The sequence below is a fragment of the Kribbella sp. NBC_01245 genome, assembly GCF_036226525.1.
In the GTDB taxonomy this organism is placed as follows: Bacteria; Actinomycetota; Actinomycetes; order Propionibacteriales; family Kribbellaceae; genus Kribbella.
Genome location: NZ_CP108487.1, coordinates 1,568,500 through 1,586,356, shown reverse-complemented (window position 1 = coordinate 1,586,356; position 17,857 = coordinate 1,568,500). Strand labels below are relative to the sequence as shown.

Here is a 17,857-nt window from a genome sequence, read left to right as displayed (position 1 = left end):
CATCTTGGTGAGTCGACGTTCAATCGACTAGGATCCGGCCGTGGCCCTTGATGAGATCGATCTGCGTCTGCTGACCGCGCTCCAGCAGGATGCGACCAGCTCGTACGCCGACCTCGGCGCGGCGGTCGGCCTGTCCCCTGGCGCCGCCCACGAGCGAGTTCGCAAGCTCAAGGCGAGCGGCGTCATCCGCCGTACGACGATCGAGGTGGATCCGGGCGCGCTGGGCCGAGGCGTCCTCGCGTACGTCCTGCTGGACGCGGAAAGCTGGATGGGTGACGAGTCCACCGCTCAGGCCATCGCCGCCATTCCCGAGGTGGAGGAAGCTCACGTCATCGCCGGCCCCGCGACCGTCCTGGTGAAGGTCCGAACCCGCAGCACCGAGGACCTGCAGGCGGCATTGCGATCACTGCACGGCGTCGAGGGCGTCACCAGCACCCAGACGATCGTCGTCCTCGACTCCTTCTTCGAACGCCTCCCCCACGTCGGCCAATAACCCCCACGCAACAAATTGGTGGGCCTTCGGATGTCGAGAAGGTGGTCCTGGCTGCGTCCCAGGGGCACGAGCGGCCAGATCGGGCCGCGCGACGGACGAAGGAGAACCACACCGTGATCGAACGGATGGAAAACGTCGGCATCGTTGTCGAGGACCTCGAGGCCGCGGTCGCATTCTTTGTCGAACTCGGCATGGAGTTGGAGGGCCAGGCGCCGGCCGAAGGAGATTGGCTGGACCGCATCGTGGGGCTCCACAACATGCGACTCGATGTCGCGATGGTGCGGACTCCGGATGGCCAGAGCCGGCTTGAGCTGATGAGGTTCCACTCACCGGCCGCGGTCAGCTCCGGGCCGAAGAACGCACCCGCGAACGCGCTTGGAATTCGTCGCGTCTTGTTCGGCGTCAAGGATCTGGACGCCCTCGTCGCCGGCCTGCGAGAGCGCGGCGTGGAACTCATGGGCGAGGTGGTGCCGGTCGGGGACGACTATCTGTTCTGCTACGTCCGCGGCCCCGAGGGCATCATCGTCGCGTTCGCCGAGCGACTCAACTAAACGACGACTGGAGGTATGACCATGCGACCGAACGAGATCACCGAAGTTCTGAACCGGCCGATCAGCCAAGAGCTGCTGGCCCGCGACTTGACCCGCTTGGCCTATATCGCCAAGGACGGCACACCCCGCAATGTCCCGATCGGGTTCACCTGGAACGGCTCGGAGATCGTCATGTGCACTTCGACGAATGCCCCGAAGCTCCCGGGCCTGCGCAAGAACCCGATGGTCGCCCTGACGATCGATACCGAGGTGCACCCGCCGAAGACCCTGCTCATCCGGGGACATGCCGAGCTGGACGTCGTCGAGGGCATTCCCGACGAGTACCTCCAGATGAACGGCAGTTACGAGATGACGCCCGAGCAACGCGTCCACTGGGAGGCGGAGGTGCGTTCGCTGTACGACGGTATGGTCCGGATCGTCGTCACGCCGACGTGGGCGAAGCTGATCGACTTCGAGACGACTCTGCCGAGCGCGGTCGAGGAGCTGATCCGGCAGCGGGACGAGGCGCGTAGGGCCTGATGGCAAATACCTGCCGGTCAGGCGCGTGCGGTTAGTGCCAGTCGCCGATTCGGACGGAGTCGGGGTCCGGGGAACCTTGGCCGGTTTCGACCAGGGCCTTGAGGCTCATCAGGAACGTCGCCCACTTGGTGCTGCAGTGGTGCATGAACTCGACTGGTTCGGTCCAGCCCAGGTGCTTGAACAGCACGATGACGTACTCGTCGGACTGCTTGAGCTCCCAGCTCACCGTCGTATCGATCCACTCCGCCGGCCCGTCGACGACCTGCCACAGCACGCGCTTGCCCGGCTCGAGCTCGAGCACCTTCATGTCGAAGCCGCCGGCGGGGAAGCGGAACTCCAGCACTCCCCCGATCGCGCCATCGCCCTTCGTATCGATCGTCCACCAGTTCGACAGACCTTCGATCGTGGTGATCGCCTGATACACGTTGTCCACGGACGGCGTCTTGATGCCGACCCGGTGCAGAATGTCCACCATCTTCGAATCCCTTTTTCTAGTTGGTTTTCGGGTTGTCCTGCTTGCGCTGGATCGCCTCGGCGATGCGCTTGATGCGGCGCAGCCGGGCGTCCCAGGTGGCGCCGACGGTGGACAGTTGCGCCACCGCACGAGCGAGTTGCGCCTCGTCCACTCGGTAGCGCATCTCCCGGCCGGCCGGCGTGACGTGGACCAGGCCGACTCGGTCGAGTACGCCGAGGTGCTTGGCGACGGCCTGGCGTGTCACCGGCAGTTGCTCGCTGAGGCTGGTCGCGGTCGCGTTGCCTTCGGCCAGGAGCAGGTCGAGCATTCGCCGCCGGGTCGGGTCTCCGATCGCGGACCAGAGGTCGTCGTCGATCGCGATGGTCATTGGGACGAGACCAGCCGCTTGACGTACACGCCAAGACGCGGGAAGTGGAGGTCCCAGCCTTCGACATGTTCCTGGTACTGCTGCTCGAGTACGGCGATCTCCCAGCCCTTCTCGCGGAACCCGGTCTCGGTGAGCCGGATCTCCGTGCCCGCGCCCGAAGGGACGAGCTCGAACGTCACCAGCAGCGAGTTCGTCGGCGTCGGCGCCTCCCCCTCGGGGTAGATCCAGCGGAACGAGAACAGCCGCGGCGGGTCGGCCTCGACGACCGTGATCGGCGCGATCTGGGCATTGCCACTGGCCTTGTCCCCCCAGATGAGCTCACCGGCCGAACCGGGCGTCGGATCCAGCTCCGCCTCGTCGGGCCACCATTCCTTGAGGTGCTCGGGGCTACTGATCACGTCGAAGACCACCTCGGGCGAGGCGTCGACGTGGATCTGGCGCTCGATACTTCCGTACTCCATCTGCTTCCCGCTTTCTGCAACGTTTGGTTGCGCATTACCATAGTCCGCGATCCTTCGGTGCGCAACCATCGGTTGCATATGGTCAAACCGGTGGCCGATCGCCTTGACTATGAATAGGTTGACGAGCCATGGCACCCAACCCCGCCTACCGGTTGCGACAGGCGCTCTCCGCTGACGTCGACTTCCTTGCCGATGTGGTCATCGCTGCCGATGACAGGCGGCCGACGGACTTCGACGAGGCGGCCTGGCGGACGGGATTCGCCGACTGGACCGCTTCGCAACTTGGCGATCCGGAGATCTCGACCAGCGTCATCGAGGTCGACGGCGAGGCCGTCGGAAGATTGCGGATCGCGCGCAATGCCGAGTCGATCGAGCTCTGTGGCATCCAACTGCTCCCGCGCGTGCAAGGCCGTGGCATTGGTACGGCGATCATCGAGTCGCTGCAATCCGAGGCGACCGGGGCCGGACTCCCGCTGGATATCGGCGTCGAGAAGGACAACCCGAACGCCCGCAGGCTGTACGAACGCCTCGGCTGCCGGCAGATCGGCGAGACTGACCGGGAGTATCGGCTCCGCTGGGATCCGACGACGCAGTAGCCTCGGCCCGTGGCCAAGCTCGTGCTGATCAATGGTGCGCCGGGGTCGGGGAAATCAACGCTCGCGCACCTCCTGGCACAGGACGAACCGTTGACCCTGGCGCTCGACATCGACGTCCTCAAACACTCACTCGGGCAATGGCAAGCGGCTTTGCCCGAGTCGGGAATCACCGCGCGCCGACTCGCGATCGCCCTCATCCGCGAACACCTCGGCAGTGGTCGAGACGTGATCGTGGGCCAATTCCTCGCCCGCACGGAGTTCATCGAAGAGCTCGAGACCCTGGCCGGCGTACATGACGCGTCCTTCGTGGAACTGGTCCTGTCCGTCGACCACGACGTGCTGCTCTCCCGGCTCCAAAGCCGTGCCGCTCACCGCGAACGCGCCGAGCACCTGGTCAACGCCACCCTCGTCAGACCCGAGGACGTCCCCGGCTTGATCCACGCCATCAACCACCTGATCACCCGCCGCCCAACCTGCACCGTCATAGACGCGAACGACTCCCCCACAACCACCCTCACCTCAATCCGAAAGCAGGTCGACAGGACGTGAAGCGGATCCTCCTCACGGGCATGTCGGCGGTCGGAAAGTCCACCGTGATCACCCGGTTAGTTGCCCAGGGCCACAAAGCGATCGACCTCGACGATTCGGCGTGGTCCGAGTGGGCGGACAGTCCGGACGGCGGCGGCCCGTCGCCGCTGCACCCTGGCAAGGACTGGGTCTGGCGCGAAGACCGGGTCGCGGAGCTGCTCGCGAGCGACGATGCGGGGGTGCTCTTCGTTAGTGGTTGCGCGTCCAACATGGGCAAGTTCGTCGACCAGTTCGACTCGATCGTCTTGCTGAGCGCCCCGGTAGAGGTGATGGTCGAGCGGCTGACCACCCGTACGACCAACGCCTACGGCAAACACCCCGAGGAAGTCACCCGCAGCCTGGAGTTCAAGCAAACGGTCGAGCCGCAGCTGCGCGCGATCGCCCACACCGAGATCGACACCAGCATCCCGCTCGACGAAGTCGTCGCCGCCATACTCAAGCTCAGTTAGGGCCGACCGACTCACCTGTGGACAACACCAGCACGGTCGAACCCGAAAAATGCGGCGCACCTGGTTCCCCCGCGACGGTCGGACCCGAAAATGCGGCCTCCCTGCAGAGACTCCTACGACGGTCGGACCCGAAATGCGGCCCGCCTGTTGATAGCGCTGCCACGGTCGGACGCGGAATGCGGTTCGCCCTGTGGACACTGAGCCCACGGCACCTAGACCCGAACGTGGCAGGGCTGTCCACAGGCGCGCGCCTCGCATGCCGGTGTCGCCGATCGCGGACCGGCTGCCTCGGGCGGTTAGGCAGAGAGGCGTACGACGGACCATTGGTAGTGGAAGGGGGTGCCGATGTCGTGGTGGGCGGTTTGCTCGAGGCTGCCGAGGCGGCGGAGTTGGGCGTGGAGTTGCTCGTCGGTTCGGAGGCTGAAGAATCGGGCGGGGCCGTAGTCATCGTCACCGCCTGCGCCTTCCTGCCCATCTGGGTGACCCCACAGGCCGATCGCCAGCGGCGCGCCCGGCTTCAGCACGCGCCCGATCTCGGCCAAAGCCGCGGGCAGGTCGGCGTCGCTTATATGCAACAGCGTGCTCATGGTCCAGCCGGCGTCGAAGGTGTTCGCCTCGAACGGGAGGTCCAGAACCGACGCGACCTGTACGTCGAAACCCTGCTCCCGGCAGGCCGCGACGCTCGCGGGCGCGAGGTCGACCCCGTGATAGTCGAGCCCCGCCTCGGCGAGGGCCTGCGCGTCCCGGCCGGGGCCACTGCCGATCTCCAGGATCGACTTGCGCTGCTCGGCCAGGAGTGCCTTGACGAATTGGCTGCGCTGGTCGATCCGCCACTGCGGCAGCTGCCGGTCCGTGCGCGCGGCTACCTCGTTGTCGTAGTAGGTGATCAGGTCGGTTTCGCGCTGGCGGCGGATCGCGTCATCGTTCACCGCCCAAGCCTGCCGCACACACCGGTCCAAATGCGCCCCGAAGAAAGTGCTCATGGATTGAGTAGTTTGTTTGGCAGACTGGGGTCATGCGAGCCGATCGACTGGTGGCCACGTTGCTGCTGATGCAGTCCAAGGGCAGAGTCACGGCGGCCGAGTTGGCCGAGGAGCTCGAGGTCTCGGTGGCCACCGCCCGTCGAGATCTTGAGGCGCTCTCAGCGGCGGGTATTCCGGTGTACCCGCAGGCGGGTCGCGGTGGCGGCTGGTCATTGGTCGGCGGCGCACGGACCGACCTGACGGGACTAACCGCCACTGAAGCGCAGGCGCTCTTCCTGTTGGTCGGGCCGGCTGCAGGTGTCTCCGGCGAGGCCAAGTCGGCGTTGCGCAAGCTGGTTCGCGCACTGCCCGGGACGTTCCGGGAGGACGCGGAGGCCGCTGCGGATGCCGTGGTGATCGACCCGGCCCGCTGGGGCGATCGGCTCAAGACGCGCCCGCCGATGGTGGAACGCCTGCAGACGGCCGTCGTACGGCGGAAGAAGGTGCGGCTCGTGTACGGCGGCCGCGGGCGCGAGCAGTCCGAACGTCTCGTGGATCCGTGGGGGCTCGTCGACAAGGACGACATCTGGTACCTCATCGCCGGTACGCCGAAGGGGCAGCGTACGTTCCGGGTCGATCGCATGGTCGAGGCCGAAGTCACCGACGAACCAGCAGAACGTCCGGACGACTTCGAGTTGTCCGAAGCCTGGGAGCAGGTGGTATCCGAGGTCGAGAAGCGCCGTTCGCTGGTCTCGGCCTGGGTGCTCATCCCCGCCCGGTTCGTGCACGTGCTGCACACGCACTACGGGCGGCACTGCGAGGTCGAGGAGACGTTCGAGGACGGGCGGTCGCGGGTGCGAGTGGCGGCGGATACTCCATTGATGGTCGCGCAGCAGCTCGCGGGCTGGGGCGCGACGATCGAGGTGCTCGGCCCGCCGTCGGTACAGGCAGAACTGGCCCGACTCGGCTCAGAACTTGTAGCCAGCTATGGCCGGGAAGAAGCGGTTGGAAATTAGTCTGGGCACGGATGTCCGGTCTGGATCCGTCGGCCTCGACGTCTCCGGTGTAAGGCGCCAAGCAGGCGTCACCCGAAAGGAGCAATCGTGAAGTACATGATCCTGACCTACGGCTCGCAGCAGGACTACGACGGCATGGTCGGCAAGGCGGACGGTGAGTCGAACTGGACGCCAGAGGACTTCCAGGCGCTCGCCGAGTTCATGACGAAGTTCAACCAGGAGCTGATCGACTCGGGCGAACTCGTCGAGACCCGCGGCCTTACCGAGCCCGTACACACTCGGCGGATCCGGACCCAGAACGGCGTGCCAGTGGTGACTGACGGGCCGTACGCCGAGACCCAGGAAGTACTGGCCGGCTACTGGATCGTCGAGTGCGACAGCTTCGACCGGGCCACGGAGATCGCCTCGAAGCTCAACGACTGCCCCGGGCCGGAGGCCGCGGCTGCGAGCTACTACGCCGACGTACGGCCGATTGCCGAGTCGGCGGAGGACCTGGCGCTCTAGGCCGTCATGCCGGGCAGCGAAACCACCGAGGACTTGTTGCGTCAGCTGGCGCCGCAGGTCCTCGGCGCGCTCGTACGCCGCTATGGCCACTTCACCACGGCAGAAGACGCCGTACAGGAGGCGTTGCTCGCAGCCGTCCAGCAGTGGCCCCAAGAGGGTGTGCCGAGTAATCCGCGCGCATGGCTCATCACTGTTGCCTCTAGACGGCTTACCGACCTGTTGCGCAATGAGCAGGCTCGACGCGTCCGGGAGGAGACGTGGGTTCTACCGGACGAAGCGCCTGCAGAAGCGACGGACGACACTTTGGTGCTGCTGTTCCTGTGCTGCCACCCGGCCCTCTCCCCTGCCTCACAGATCGCACTGACGCTCAGGGCCGTCGGAGGTCTTACTACCGCCGAAATCGCCCGGGCGTTTCTGGTGCCCGAGGCAACGATGACCCGCCGGATCACGCGAGCGAAGCAACGGATCAAGGAGATCGCAGAGCCGTTCCGCCTGCCACCAGATGCCAGCAGACTCGGCGCCGTCCTCCACGTGCTCTACCTGATCTTCAACGAGGGCTACGCCAGTACGTCAGGCCCGAGCCTGCACCGGGTAGAGCTGTCCACCGAGGCGATACGGCTTACCCGCCTGGTCTACCGACTACTGCCAGGCGATAGCGAAGTGGCGGGCCTACTCGCGCTCATGCTGCTCACGGATGCCCGACGCCCGGGTCGCACCAGCCCGCAGGGTGAGCTCGTACCGATGGCCGAGCAGGACCGTACCCGGTGGAACGGCCAGTTGATCACGGAAGGCATCGAGCTGGTGACCAAGGCGCTACCGCGTGGACCGGTCGGGCCGTACCAGTTGCAGGCGGCGATCGCGGCTGTGCACGCAGAGGCTCAGACCGGCGACGAGACCGACTGGCCGCAGATCGTGGCGCTGTACGGCGTACTCGTCCAGCTCGCCGACAACCCGATGGTCCGGCTCAACCAGGCCGTGGCCGTCGCAATGGCCTCAGGCCCTTCCGAAGGCCTGCGCCTCCTGGACGACCTCGCGGACGATGACCGGGTCAATACCGACCACCGCTGGTACGCCGTACGGGCTCATCTTCTGGAGATGTCTGGCGATCTCCCGGCAGCTAGAGACGCCTACCGCGCAGCAGCCGCCCGTACGACGAGCCTCCCGCAACAGCGCTACCTCCACACCCGCGCCGCGAGAACCTTGAGCGAAAGTGTCGAAACGGGCGAGGATCAGTCGACGCACGAGTAGAAGGGATCGCGACGGGCGGTCCCGATGCTGGAGGTGCGAGACATGGCTGAGGAATTCCAGGTGACGTGGGAGGGTCTGCTGCCCGCTACGCCGGAGGTGGTCTGGGACGCGGTGACGCGGCACAGCGACGGGTGGTTGTGGGCCATCGAGTACGAGCCGCGCCTGGGTGGTGCCGAGCGTGGTCTCAGTGGCGGCGGTGGCACGGTCACCGCGTGGGACCCGGGCAAGCACTTCGGGACGGAAGCACCGGAGACCAACGGGTTCAACCGGCTCGACTACGTCTTCGAGGCTCGGGACCACGGGACTTACCTGACGTACACGCACAACGGCGTGATGGACGACGACGTCGAGCGCCAGGTGGACGCTTGCCGTCAGCACACGGCGTTCTACTACCACTCACTCGGGCAGTACGTCGGCCACTTCGCCGGGCGGGACAGCACGTACGTGTCGGTGGAAGCGCCCGAGAGCTCCGCAAAGGGCGGTACGACGGCGATCACGCGAGCCCTCGGCCTGAGCGACACCTACGTCGGTGAGCGGGTGCACCTGACGCCTGAAGGTCTGCCGGCGATCGAGGGCGTCGTGGACTACGTCTCCCCCGCGTTCCTGGGGATTCGCACCGCTGACGCCCTCTACCGGATCTACGGGCGCGACTACTGGGGTTGGCCGGCCGGGGTGGCGCACCACTTCTTCGACCCGGCGACCGCTGGGACCGAGGAGGCCTGGCGTACCTGGCTAGAAGGCGTGTTCAGCTAGGCGGACGCCAGTAGCCGAGGGACTTGATGCGTTCCTTCGGCACCCCCAGCTCCTTGCCGACGTACGTCGTGAGGGTGCGGGTAGTGACGGTGTCGCACGCGATCCACACAAAAGCGTCGGCGGCGTGCTCAGGGAACCCCTTGCGGACCTCCTGCTCGAGTGCGTCGCCGCGGCGCTCGACAAAACGTACGTCGTGCAGCGCGGGGTCGCGGCGTAGCGGCAGTTGCTGGTCGTCGTCGTGCGCGGTCTCGAACCAGATCGTCGCGGGCACACTCGGCATCGACCCGAGCAGCGAGTTGATCGCGGGCAACGACGCGGCATCGCCGACTACCAGCAGGCGTGACGGCAGCGGATTCGGCACGGCGAACCCGGTCCCCTGCAGCGTGGCGTCGATCGACTCCCCCGGCTGCGCGCGCAGTGCCCAGTCGCTGGCGCATCCCTCGTGCAGCGCGAACTCGATCCCGAACGTGCCGGCCTCCGGATCGGGATCCACCAGCGTGTACGCGCGTTGGTGTGCCTTGCCCGCGTGCTCGAACCACAGCCGCACCCACATGGTCGGATGTACCCCGGTCGCGGCGAGCATGCCGCCGTCGGTGAAGTCGATCCGCCGGTACCGATCGGACACCACCTGCTCGGCGCCGGTCACCATGAATACGAAGTCCTTGCCCCGGAAAAGCTTGAGGACGACGCCCTCCCAACCATGCCCCACGACTACCTCCTGTTGCCGGCCGACCACCCGCGGCGAAGGTTCGCCGGCCCGATTGCCTCGCCAGTTTCTGACTTGTAAGTTAGCGCAGCCTAACCTAACGAAACGAGGACGTCTGTGGCCGTCAAGGTCTCACGGGACGCCTGGGGGATTCCGCACCTGCGCAGCGAGACCGACGCGCTCGAGCTTGCCCATCTCCAGGGCGTGAACGCCGCGCACGATCGCGCCTGGCAGATCGAGCTCGAACGCCGGCGCAGTCTCGGCACCAGCGCCGCCGTACTCGGCCCGACCGCGCTCGCCTGGGACCGGTTCGCCCGCCAGGTCCGGCTCGACGACACCGCCCAGACGTGTTTCGCAAATCTCCGCGACGAGACCAAGGCTTGGCTCACGTCGTACGTCGATGGGGTCAACTCGGAACTGCCCAACGCCTCGCTGGCGGCGCCGGAGTTCGCGGCGACCGGGTTGGTGCCGGGCCGGTGGCAGCCGTGGTCGCCGATCGGGATCTGGCTCACGACGCACGTGCTGTTCGCCGGCTTCCCGACCAAGCTCTGGCGGGAGCAGGTCGCGCGCCACCTTGGGCCCTCCGCGGCCGAGCTGTTCGCGATAGAGGGGCCGGGGACATCGGGTAGCAACGGGTGGCTGCTGGATGGCAGTCGTACGACGACCGGTATGCCGATCATCGCGGGCGACCCGCATCGGTTGATCGAGAGTCCGGGGGTGTACCAGCAGATCCGCCTGGTTTGCCCGTCGTACGACGTGATCGGATTCGCGGTGCCGGGTGTGCCGGGGATCGCCCACTTCGGGCACACCGGACACGTCGCTTGGGCGATCACGAACGCTGTTGCCGACAGCCAGGATCTCTATCGCTCGAGTCTTCGTCGAGGTGAAGGTCAGGTTGAGGCTGAGGGTGTTGGTGGGTGGTACGTCGTACCGTCGCACGTTGAGGTCATCGAGGTGGCGGGCGGTGATCCGGTTGAGGTCGAGGTGATCGAGACGGCGTGTGGGCCGGTTATCGCGGGTGGTCCCGATAGTGGCGAGGGGTTGTGCCTGCTGCTGCCGCCTCGGGTGTTGGGTTCGGTTGGGTTCGACGCGCTGCCTTTGTTGCTGGAGGCGCGTACGGTCGCGGACGTTGATGCCGCGCTCGACGAATGGGTCGAGCCGGTGAACGTCGTACTGGCTGCGGATACGCAGGGTGGGACGCTGCATCGGGTCGCGGGCCGGGTGCCGGAGCGGTCGGCGGTGAACAGCGAGACGGTCGTGCCGGCGGATGACGCGCGGTTCGAGTGGCGAGGGTGGAAGCCGATGCCTCGGGCAACGGTTGACGGGGTCGCGGTGATGGCCAATGAGCGTGGGCTGGCGGCGGCGCTCGGGCATGACTTCGCTCCCCCGCATCGTTCGGAGCGGATCGGTGACCTGCTGGCCGGGCGCGATCGGTGGGATTCAGCGGGGATGGCGTCGATTCATACCGACACGTATGCCGGTGCCGCTGGGGTGTTGCTGGACTTGGTGGCGAAGGCCGATCCTTCTGAGGTTCGGGATGTGTTGTTGGCGTGGGATCGGCGGATGGATGCTTCGAGCAACGAGGCGGCGACGTTCGCGCGGTTGAGGTCGGCGGTTGCTCGGCGGCTCGCGGCGCATCCCGTACTGGCTCGGTTGGACGATCCTGCGGCGTACCCGGAGATCTTTCACCTTTGGACCGGGCTGGAGACGCGGATCGGGTTTGCGCTGGAGAACATCCTCGTACGTGGGGTGCCGGGGATCGATCTGGATGTCGTGATCGGTGAGGCGTTGGCTGAGACCGAGGTGGCCAGTGAGCCGTGGGGGGCGGCGCATCGGTTGTTCGCGTTGCATGCATTCGCGGGGTTGGCTGATGGGCCTGCGTATGAGGCGCCGGACGTGATGCTTGCCGGGGACAACGATTGCGTGATGTCGACGACGAGTGTGCCTGGGGTGAGCGATGTTTGCGTGCGGGGGTCGGTTGCTCGGTATGTGTGGGACTTGGCTGATCGGTCGGCTAGTCGGTGGATCGTGCCACTCGGTGCCTCCGGGATCCCGGGGGATGCTCATCAGCAGGATCAGCTGGCGCTTTGGCAGCGGGGTGAGTTGGTGCCTGTCTCCTGTGCGTACCGGGAGGTGATTCCGGGCTTCGGGGAGGTCTCGATCGTGCCGGTGGATCCGCGGCGGGATATCGAGCTGATCTACGGATGGGTGACGGCCGAGCGGGCGCGCTTTTGGGGAATGAGCGAGCACAGCCGGTCGTACGTGCTGGAGATTTACGAGTACCTCGACTCGCTGGAGACGCATCATGCGTATCTGGTCCATCGCGATGGGGTGCCGGTGGCGTTGCTGCAAACGTATGAGCCGGCGGCGGATCCGGTTGGCGAGTGCTACGACGTACAGCCGGGTGACATCGGGGCACACCTGCTGCTCGGGCCGGCTGAGGCGTACGAGCCGGGATTCACCGCCTCGTTGTTCCGGGCGTTCCTGTCGTTCTTGTTCGGCGAGCCGGCCAATCAGCGGATCGTGGTCGAGCCGGATGCGCGGAACGCGAAGGCCGTCGCGCGGCTCGAACGTACCGGCTTCGTCATGGGGCCGGAGATCGAGCTGCCGGATAAGCGGGCGCAGTTGGCGTTCCTGACGCGGTCGTCGTACGTCGGTTTGGATTGAGAGGGTGTCTCACGTGGCAAGTTTCGCGAGCTTCTTGTAGCAGGACAGGGCGGCAGTGCCGACCGAGGCGTTCGCCGGACTCGATGCCGGGCCGCGCGATGCGCGGTGGCGGGCGACGTGCCGAATCAGCACCCACGACCGGCATCAAGTCACGTGAGACAACCTCTAAGCCTTCATTGGTGCGGCCGACCTGGCGGCCTGCTCGATCTTCGCGCAGTAGGCTGCACGGGCTTCCTCGTCGATCTGCGTCTCGTTTTCGGCGCGCACCCCGGTCCGGCCGTCGAGGCCCTCGCGCAGGATATCGGCGTGCCCGGCATGCCGGATGGACTCGCCGAGGACATGGACCATGATGGCGAACAGGTTCGTGTTGGGATAAGGCTCCGGCCACCACGGCACGTGGCCGGGGGCGTCGAGGGGAAGCTCGTTGATCGTCGCGTCCGAGTGTTCCCACGTGCGCCGGTAGAACCCGATGATCTGATCGCGGGTCTCGTCCTCGGTCGCCCACAGATCGCTGCCGTTGTAGTCCTGCCACCGGGGCAGCGGTTCCGGGGAAGGGCGGTCGAAGACCTCGCCGAAGTACCTGGCCTCGACGGTGGCCACGTGTTTGACCAGGCCGAGGAGGTTGGTCCCGGTCGCTGTCAAAGGTCGGCGGGCGTCGTATTCGGACAAGCCGTCGAGTTTCCAGAGCAGCGCCTTGCGGTCCCGCCGCAGTCTCCCGTGCAGGTTGTCTTTCGCGAATTCATCGATCATGCGGCATGAGCCTGCCATGGGCTGCCCGTGGTCTCAAAGCCCGTACGTGGCCGCAACGACTGGCAGAGCCGAGGCCTGGCCATGGCCGCCGCCCTGACCTGCTACAAGAAGCTCGCGAAACCTTGCCACGTGAGACACCCTCTAAGCCTCGCGCGGCGTGCGTTCCAACCAAAGTCTCGCGGTTAGCGTCAAAGAGGTTGACGTTAACTACTCGAGCGAAGGTTGGACAGCATGTCTGTACGGGGACGGCGCGAGACGAGGAAGGCCTTCACGGCTGTCGCGGTAATGACGAGCGGGCTGCTGTTGGTGGCCTGCGGCAACGATAATCCGGCCGGGAGTGCGCCGTCCGCGACCCAACCCACTGGCACGCCTTCGGGGGCTCCGACCGTCGTTCCTAGCGGTGCGCCGACTGCTACCCCTTCCGCTACGCCTCCTGGTACGCCGACTGTGCAGCCGACGAATGGTCCGTCTGGGACGCCGACGGTCAAGCCGACCCCTTCGTCGACGCCGACTTCGACGCCCACCAAGCCGGGGCGGCCGGTGACGTTGACGCCCGAGATGCAGCTGCGCGGATCCGACGTAGCCAAGGGCGATCCCGGCCGCGACTGGGCCGCCATCTCGGGCCGGCCGCAGACCCCGATCTGCGGTGTGGTCAGCACGCACGGCCCGGGCAACCGCGCCACCGCCACGAAGAACTTCAGCAATGGCCTCGACGCGTCCGGCGGCCAATGGCTCACCTCGTACGACAACGAGGCCGCCGCCACCACGGCGTACAACAAGATCATCGCCGCGATCCGCGTCTGCACAGCCGGCAAACCCGCACCGACGCACGCCCGCAAGCGCACCGAAGACCGCGCGATCAAGGGCGGCGACGCGACCCGCATCATCCGCTGGTACGACTACCCGCTCCCGAGCGATCCCGGCAGCGAAGACGGCGGATTCCCGTACGCCGTAACCCGCGCCGGCTCCGTCATCAGCGTCATAGCCTTCGGCGAAATGGGCAAAGGCATCACCCCCACCAACTTCGCCCGCATCGCCACCACCGCCGCCACCCGCCTAACCAACTAGCCGGCCCCGCTCTGCCCAACCGGCCTCCCCTATTTGCGTTCATTCGTCGGAATACGGCCTGTATCTATGGCGTATCCCGACGAATGAACGCGGTGGATGGGTCAGAGTGTGATAGCCCACGTCGCAAGGTCGAGCACGTAGCCCTTGCGTTCGCGCCGAATCGTCGGCAGCTCCGTGCGGGCAAAGCCGGCCGCAACCGCAACCTTCTGACTACCCACGTTGTCCGTGGCGATCGACAACCGAGCCTCGCGATAACCAGCCGCCACCGCAACCGGCAGCACCGCCTTGATCGCCCGCGCCGCCAACCGCCGCCCGCGATACTCCGCGCCGACCGCATAAGCCAACTCGCAAACGCCGTCAGCCTCGGTCGGGAAGAGCAACACCTCCCCCAACGCCTCACCACCATCCTCGGTGATGGCGAACTGCAACGTCCCCGCCTTCCGCCCTTCCACGGCCCGCGCCAGATACGCCACAGCGGCCGCCCGATCAAACGGATGCGCCAACGGCGTCCACCGATCCATCTCCGCCGTATCGAACAACGCCACCATCACCGCCACATCCGCCTCCCCCCACTCCCGCAACACCACCCCGTCCGCACGCACGACCGGCCTTGGGCTCAAGGCGTCAGGGGTTGACGGTGATTGTTACTGGGGTGGCTATTTCGACGGTTCGGCTTACGGTGCAGAGGCGGTCGTGGGACATTTTGGCGGCGCGCGGTAGGGCTTCGCGGGCTGTGTCGCCTTCGGGGCCGTCGGGGAAGTGGACCGTGAACGCGACGTCGAGGTTTTCCATCCGGTTGCCGGCGTCGTCGCGGATCTTGTCGCCGCGCACCACGACGGTGAACTCGTCAGGCTCGGCGCGGCGGCTGACCACGACGTCGACGTCGATGGCCGAGCAGGCGCCGATCGCCGCGAGCAGTAGCTCGACCGGGGTGAAGTCGTCGTCCTTGCCGCTGCCGATCGAGAGTTTGCCACCGCGGACGTTCGTCGCCAGGTAGCGGCTGTTCTCGACCCGCTCGATGCTGACCGAGCGCTCGGTGTCTGCCATGTATCACCAAATCCGTTCAGAAGAAGGGGAAACCGCAAGGAAGGATGTCAGAGGGCGCGGACCGCGTCGGCGACCGGGGTGTCGCCGGCGATGAGCTCGAGGGTCCGGCCGATGGAGGTTTTCGCGGGGATCAGTGCGGCGAGTACGACGGCCACGTCGTCGCGGCTGATGTCCCCGCGCGGAGTCTTGTCGGACAGCTGGACCAAGCCGGTGCCGGGCGTGTTCACGAGTGCGCCCGGGCGAAGGATCGTCCAGTCCAGGTCCCGGCTGCGCAGATCGTCTTCGGCGGCCTTCTTGGCACGCAGGTAGATCGCGAAGGTCTCCTCGATCCCCGGCTCGTCGGCCCGATCGGCGCCCATCGACCCCACCTGCAGGTGACGCCGCACCCGCGAACGCTCGGCCGCCGAAGCGAACAGCGCCGCCGCGCCACGATCGACGGTGTCCTTACGGGCGTTGCCGCTGCCCGGGCCGGCGCCGGCCGCGAAGACCGCCGCATCGGCATTGGCGAGAACGTCCGCGACGGCCTTTTCGTCGGCCTGCTCGAGGTCGATCACGACCCCGGTGCCACCGGCCGACGCGACATCCGCGACGTGGTCCGGATTGCGCACCAGCCCGACCACCTCGTCGCCCTGGTCGGCGAGCACCCTCGTGAGGCGCAACGCGATCTGCCCATGTCCACCAGCAATGACGACTCGCATAGGCCCGAGACTACCTCTGCTCTCAGACGGTCTCACCGCCGCTGGATCTACACGAGTAGAACCTAGGGGCGAAGCACCGAACGCAGGGCTTCGAGCACGGCCGGGTCCTCGATCGTCGACGGAACCGGCTCCTCGCGTCCGTCGGCGATCCCCCGCATCGTCTTGCGCAGGATCTTGCCCGAGCGCGTCTTCGGCAGCGCGTCCACGATCGAAACCTGCCGGAACGCCGCCACCGGCCCGATGTCACGTCGTACCGCTTCGACCAACTCAGCCGTCAGCACCTCAGGGTCAACCGACACGCCTGACTTGAGTACGACGAGCCCGCGCGGCAGTTGACCCTTGAGCGCGTCGTGTACCCCGATGACCGCACACTCGGCCACAGCGGGATGCGCGGCCAGTACGGCCTCCATGCTGCCAGTGGACAACCGATGGCCGGCCACGTTGATCACGTCATCCGTACGGCCCATGACGAACAAGTAGCCGTCGGCATCGAAGTACCCGGAATCACCCGTCAGGTAGTAGCCGTCGTACCGCGCCAGGTACGAAGCGACGTACCGCTCGTCGTCGCCCCAGAGTGTCGGTAGTGCGCCAGGCGGCAGAGGCAGCTTGATCGCGATAGCGCCTTCCCGGCCGGCCTCGAGCCGCTCACCGGCCTGGTCGAGGATCTGCACGTCCCACCCGGGCATGGGTACGGTCGCGGAGCCCGGCTTCGGCGGCAGCTGCTCCAACCCGCGCGGATTCGCCGCGATGGGCCAGCCGGTCTCGGTCTGCCACCAATGGTCGATGACCGGTACGCCGAGGTGTGCGTGCGCCCAGTGGTACGTCTCCGGATCGAGGCGTTCGCCCGCCAGGTACAGCGCCTCGAAACCGCTCAGGTCGTACGTCGCGAGCGCGGCTTCGGGGTCGACCTTCTTGATCGCCCGCAAGGCCGTCGGCGCCGTGAAGAGCGCCTTCGCGCCATGCTCGGCGATGACCCGCCAGAACGCGCCGGCGTCCGGCGTACCGACTGGCTTGCCCTCATACAGAATTGTCGTGGCTCCAACCAGCAGCGGTGCGTAGACGATGTACGAGTGGCCGACGACCCATCCGACGTCGGATGCCGTCCACCACACATCGCCGGCGCCAATGCCGTAGATCGCGCCCATCGACCAGGCAAGAGCCACCGCATGCCCGCCGTTGTCCCGTACGACGCCCTTCGGCTTACCCGTCGTACCAGAGGTGTAGAGGATGTAGAGCGGGTCCGTCGCCGCCACGGTCACAGGCTCGACCGGAGACGCCTTGGCCATCAGCTCCGCCCAGTCGCGATCGTCCGGGCCAAGCTCGGCGGGCGCCGTCTCGCGTTGCAGGACGACGACGTGGTCAGGGCGATGGGTCGCGAGTCCGAGGGCGGTGTCGATGATCGGCTTGTACTCGACCGTGCGGGTCGGCTCGATCCCGCAGGACGCCGCCACGATGACGACCGGGGTCGCGTCGTCGATCCGGGCGGCGAGTTCCTTGGGCGCGAACCCGCCGAACACCACCGAGTGCACCGCGCCGAGCCGCGCACACGCCAGCATCGCGACGACGGCCTCGGGAATCATCGGCATGTACACGATCACGCGATCGCCCCGGCCAACGCCGAGCTCACGCAAAGCGCCGGCGAACGTCGCCACCTCGTCGCGCAACTCCCGATAGGTCAGGGTCCGCTTGGTCCCGGTCACGGGTGAATCGTGGATCAGCGCGGGCCGATCACCGTTGCCCGCGGCAACATGCCGGTCGAGCGCGTTGTACGACGTATTGAGCTGGGCGTCGGGGAACCACCGGTACAGCGGCTTCCGCGAGTCGTCCAGCGCCCGCGTCGGCTCAACCACCCAGTCGATCGCCCGCGCCGCCTCGAGCCAAAACCCTTCGGGATCAGCCAGGCTCCTGCGGTAGCTCTCGCCATAAGCACCCACGCGCA

General features: G+C 66.8%; 22 protein-coding genes. 12 read left to right on the top strand and 10 right to left on the bottom strand.

From position 1 onward, the window contains the following. The first annotated feature begins 40 nt into the window (after nt 1-40). From OG394_RS06925 to OG394_RS06915, 3 genes are all read left to right on the top strand, one after another. On the top strand, nt 41-493 hold the full coding sequence (locus OG394_RS06925) for an Lrp/AsnC family transcriptional regulator (RefSeq protein WP_328994123.1): 453 nt from the start codon (nt 41-43) through the stop codon (nt 491-493). Nucleotides 494-606: 113 nt separating this feature from the next. Beyond that, the gene (locus tag OG394_RS06920; protein WP_328994122.1) at nt 607-1,044 is read left to right on the top strand and encodes a VOC family protein; all 438 of its coding nucleotides are present in this window, start codon (nt 607-609) and stop codon (nt 1,042-1,044) included. Between the two features lie 15 nt (nt 1,045-1,059). Then, the gene (locus tag OG394_RS06915) at nt 1,060-1,563 is read left to right on the top strand and encodes a pyridoxamine 5'-phosphate oxidase family protein (protein WP_328994121.1); all 504 of its coding nucleotides are present in this window, start codon (nt 1,060-1,062) and stop codon (nt 1,561-1,563) included. A gap of 31 nt (nt 1,564-1,594) precedes the next feature. Here OG394_RS06915 and OG394_RS06910 read toward each other — a convergent pair whose 3' ends face one another. Genes OG394_RS06910 through OG394_RS06900 form a run of 3 tightly spaced genes read right to left on the bottom strand, consistent with a single transcriptional unit; the run spans nt 1,595 to nt 2,866 of the window. Continuing rightward, nucleotides 1,595-2,038: an SRPBCC family protein gene (locus OG394_RS06910; RefSeq protein WP_328994119.1), complete on the bottom strand. Its 444-nt coding sequence runs from the start codon at nt 2,036-2,038 to the stop codon at nt 1,595-1,597. A gap of 16 nt (nt 2,039-2,054) precedes the next feature. Then, entirely contained in the window at nt 2,055-2,405 is a 351-nt protein-coding gene (locus OG394_RS06905) for an ArsR/SmtB family transcription factor (protein ID WP_328994117.1), read from the bottom strand. Then, the gene (locus tag OG394_RS06900; RefSeq protein ID WP_328994116.1) at nt 2,402-2,866 is read right to left on the bottom strand and encodes an SRPBCC family protein; all 465 of its coding nucleotides are present in this window, start codon (nt 2,864-2,866) and stop codon (nt 2,402-2,404) included. The genes OG394_RS06905 and OG394_RS06900 overlap by 4 nt, the downstream gene beginning before the upstream one ends. A gap of 128 nt (nt 2,867-2,994) precedes the next feature. Here OG394_RS06900 and OG394_RS06895 point away from each other — a divergent pair, with 128 nt between their 5' ends. The 3 genes from OG394_RS06895 to OG394_RS06885 are packed head-to-tail and all read left to right on the top strand — an operon-like array spanning nt 2,995 to nt 4,499. Further along, the gene (locus OG394_RS06895; RefSeq protein WP_328994115.1) at nt 2,995-3,462 is read left to right on the top strand and encodes a GNAT family N-acetyltransferase; all 468 of its coding nucleotides are present in this window, start codon (nt 2,995-2,997) and stop codon (nt 3,460-3,462) included. A 9-nt stretch (nt 3,463-3,471) separates the two neighbouring features. Continuing rightward, nucleotides 3,472-4,011 (top strand): AAA family ATPase, encoded by a 540-nt coding sequence (locus OG394_RS06890; protein ID WP_328994114.1) that lies wholly within the window; start codon nt 3,472-3,474, stop codon nt 4,009-4,011. Next, nucleotides 4,008-4,499 (top strand): AAA family ATPase, encoded by a 492-nt coding sequence (locus OG394_RS06885; protein WP_328994112.1) that lies wholly within the window; start codon nt 4,008-4,010, stop codon nt 4,497-4,499. Before OG394_RS06890 ends, OG394_RS06885 begins: the two co-directional genes overlap by 4 nt. 296 nt (nt 4,500-4,795) lie before the next feature. Here the strand turns inward: OG394_RS06885 and OG394_RS06880 are convergent, their stop codons facing one another. Then, a complete protein-coding gene (locus OG394_RS06880) occupies nt 4,796-5,482 on the bottom strand; it encodes a class I SAM-dependent methyltransferase (protein WP_328994111.1) in 687 nt (228 codons plus the stop codon). A gap of 32 nt (nt 5,483-5,514) precedes the next feature. Here OG394_RS06880 and OG394_RS06875 point away from each other — a divergent pair, with 32 nt between their 5' ends. The 4 genes from OG394_RS06875 (at nt 5,515) to OG394_RS06860 (ending at nt 8,982) form a co-directional block, all read left to right on the top strand. Then, nucleotides 5,515-6,477, top strand: a complete 963-nt coding sequence (locus tag OG394_RS06875; protein ID WP_328994109.1) for a helix-turn-helix transcriptional regulator — start codon at nt 5,515-5,517, stop codon at nt 6,475-6,477. 96 nt (nt 6,478-6,573) lie between these two features. Continuing rightward, nucleotides 6,574-6,981, top strand: a complete 408-nt coding sequence (locus OG394_RS06870; RefSeq protein ID WP_328996808.1) for a YciI family protein — start codon at nt 6,574-6,576, stop codon at nt 6,979-6,981. A gap of 6 nt (nt 6,982-6,987) precedes the next feature. After that, entirely contained in the window at nt 6,988-8,229 is a 1,242-nt protein-coding gene (locus OG394_RS06865) for an RNA polymerase sigma factor (RefSeq protein WP_328994108.1), read from the top strand. A 42-nt stretch (nt 8,230-8,271) separates the two neighbouring features. Then, entirely contained in the window at nt 8,272-8,982 is a 711-nt protein-coding gene (locus OG394_RS06860) for an SRPBCC family protein (protein ID WP_328994107.1), read from the top strand. Here OG394_RS06860 and OG394_RS06855 read toward each other — a convergent pair. Next, nucleotides 8,975-9,691, bottom strand: a complete 717-nt coding sequence (locus OG394_RS06855) for a siderophore-interacting protein (protein WP_328994105.1) — start codon at nt 9,689-9,691, stop codon at nt 8,975-8,977. The genes OG394_RS06860 and OG394_RS06855 overlap by 8 nt on opposite strands. Nucleotides 9,692-9,805: 114 nt before the next feature. Between OG394_RS06855 and OG394_RS06850 the strand changes: the two genes are divergently transcribed. Further along, nucleotides 9,806-12,355, top strand: coding sequence for a GNAT family N-acetyltransferase (locus tag OG394_RS06850; RefSeq protein ID WP_328994104.1), 2,550 nt, complete (start codon nt 9,806-9,808; stop codon nt 12,353-12,355). Between the two features lie 165 nt (nt 12,356-12,520). Here the strand turns inward: OG394_RS06850 and OG394_RS06845 are convergent, their stop codons facing one another. Then, entirely contained in the window at nt 12,521-13,105 is a 585-nt protein-coding gene (locus OG394_RS06845; RefSeq protein WP_328994103.1) for a DinB family protein, read from the bottom strand. Nucleotides 13,106-13,336: 231 nt separating this feature from the next. Here OG394_RS06845 and OG394_RS06840 point away from each other — a divergent pair, with 231 nt between their 5' ends. Then, complete coding sequence (locus tag OG394_RS06840; RefSeq protein ID WP_328994102.1) at nt 13,337-14,173, top strand: hypothetical protein; 837 nt, start codon at nt 13,337-13,339, stop codon at nt 14,171-14,173. Between the two features lie 101 nt (nt 14,174-14,274). On the opposite strand, the gene OG394_RS06835 is transcribed toward OG394_RS06840, so the two are convergent. The 4 genes from OG394_RS06835 to OG394_RS06820 form a co-directional block, all read right to left on the bottom strand. Beyond that, complete coding sequence (locus OG394_RS06835) at nt 14,275-14,775, bottom strand: GNAT family N-acetyltransferase (RefSeq protein ID WP_328994100.1); 501 nt, start codon at nt 14,773-14,775, stop codon at nt 14,275-14,277. A 22-nt stretch (nt 14,776-14,797) separates the two neighbouring features. Continuing rightward, nucleotides 14,798-15,220 (bottom strand): OsmC family protein, encoded by a 423-nt coding sequence (locus OG394_RS06830; RefSeq protein ID WP_328994099.1) that lies wholly within the window; start codon nt 15,218-15,220, stop codon nt 14,798-14,800. 47 nt (nt 15,221-15,267) lie between these two features. Next, on the bottom strand, nt 15,268-15,918 hold the full coding sequence (locus tag OG394_RS06825; RefSeq protein WP_328994098.1) for an NAD(P)H-binding protein: 651 nt from the start codon (nt 15,916-15,918) through the stop codon (nt 15,268-15,270). 62 nt (nt 15,919-15,980) lie between these two features. Next, nucleotides 15,981-17,852 carry a propionyl-CoA synthetase gene (locus OG394_RS06820; protein ID WP_328994096.1) on the bottom strand — a complete coding sequence of 624 codons (1,872 nt, stop codon included), beginning with the start codon at nt 17,850-17,852 and terminating at the stop codon, nt 15,981-15,983. Between the last annotated feature and the right edge of the window lie 5 nt (nt 17,853-17,857).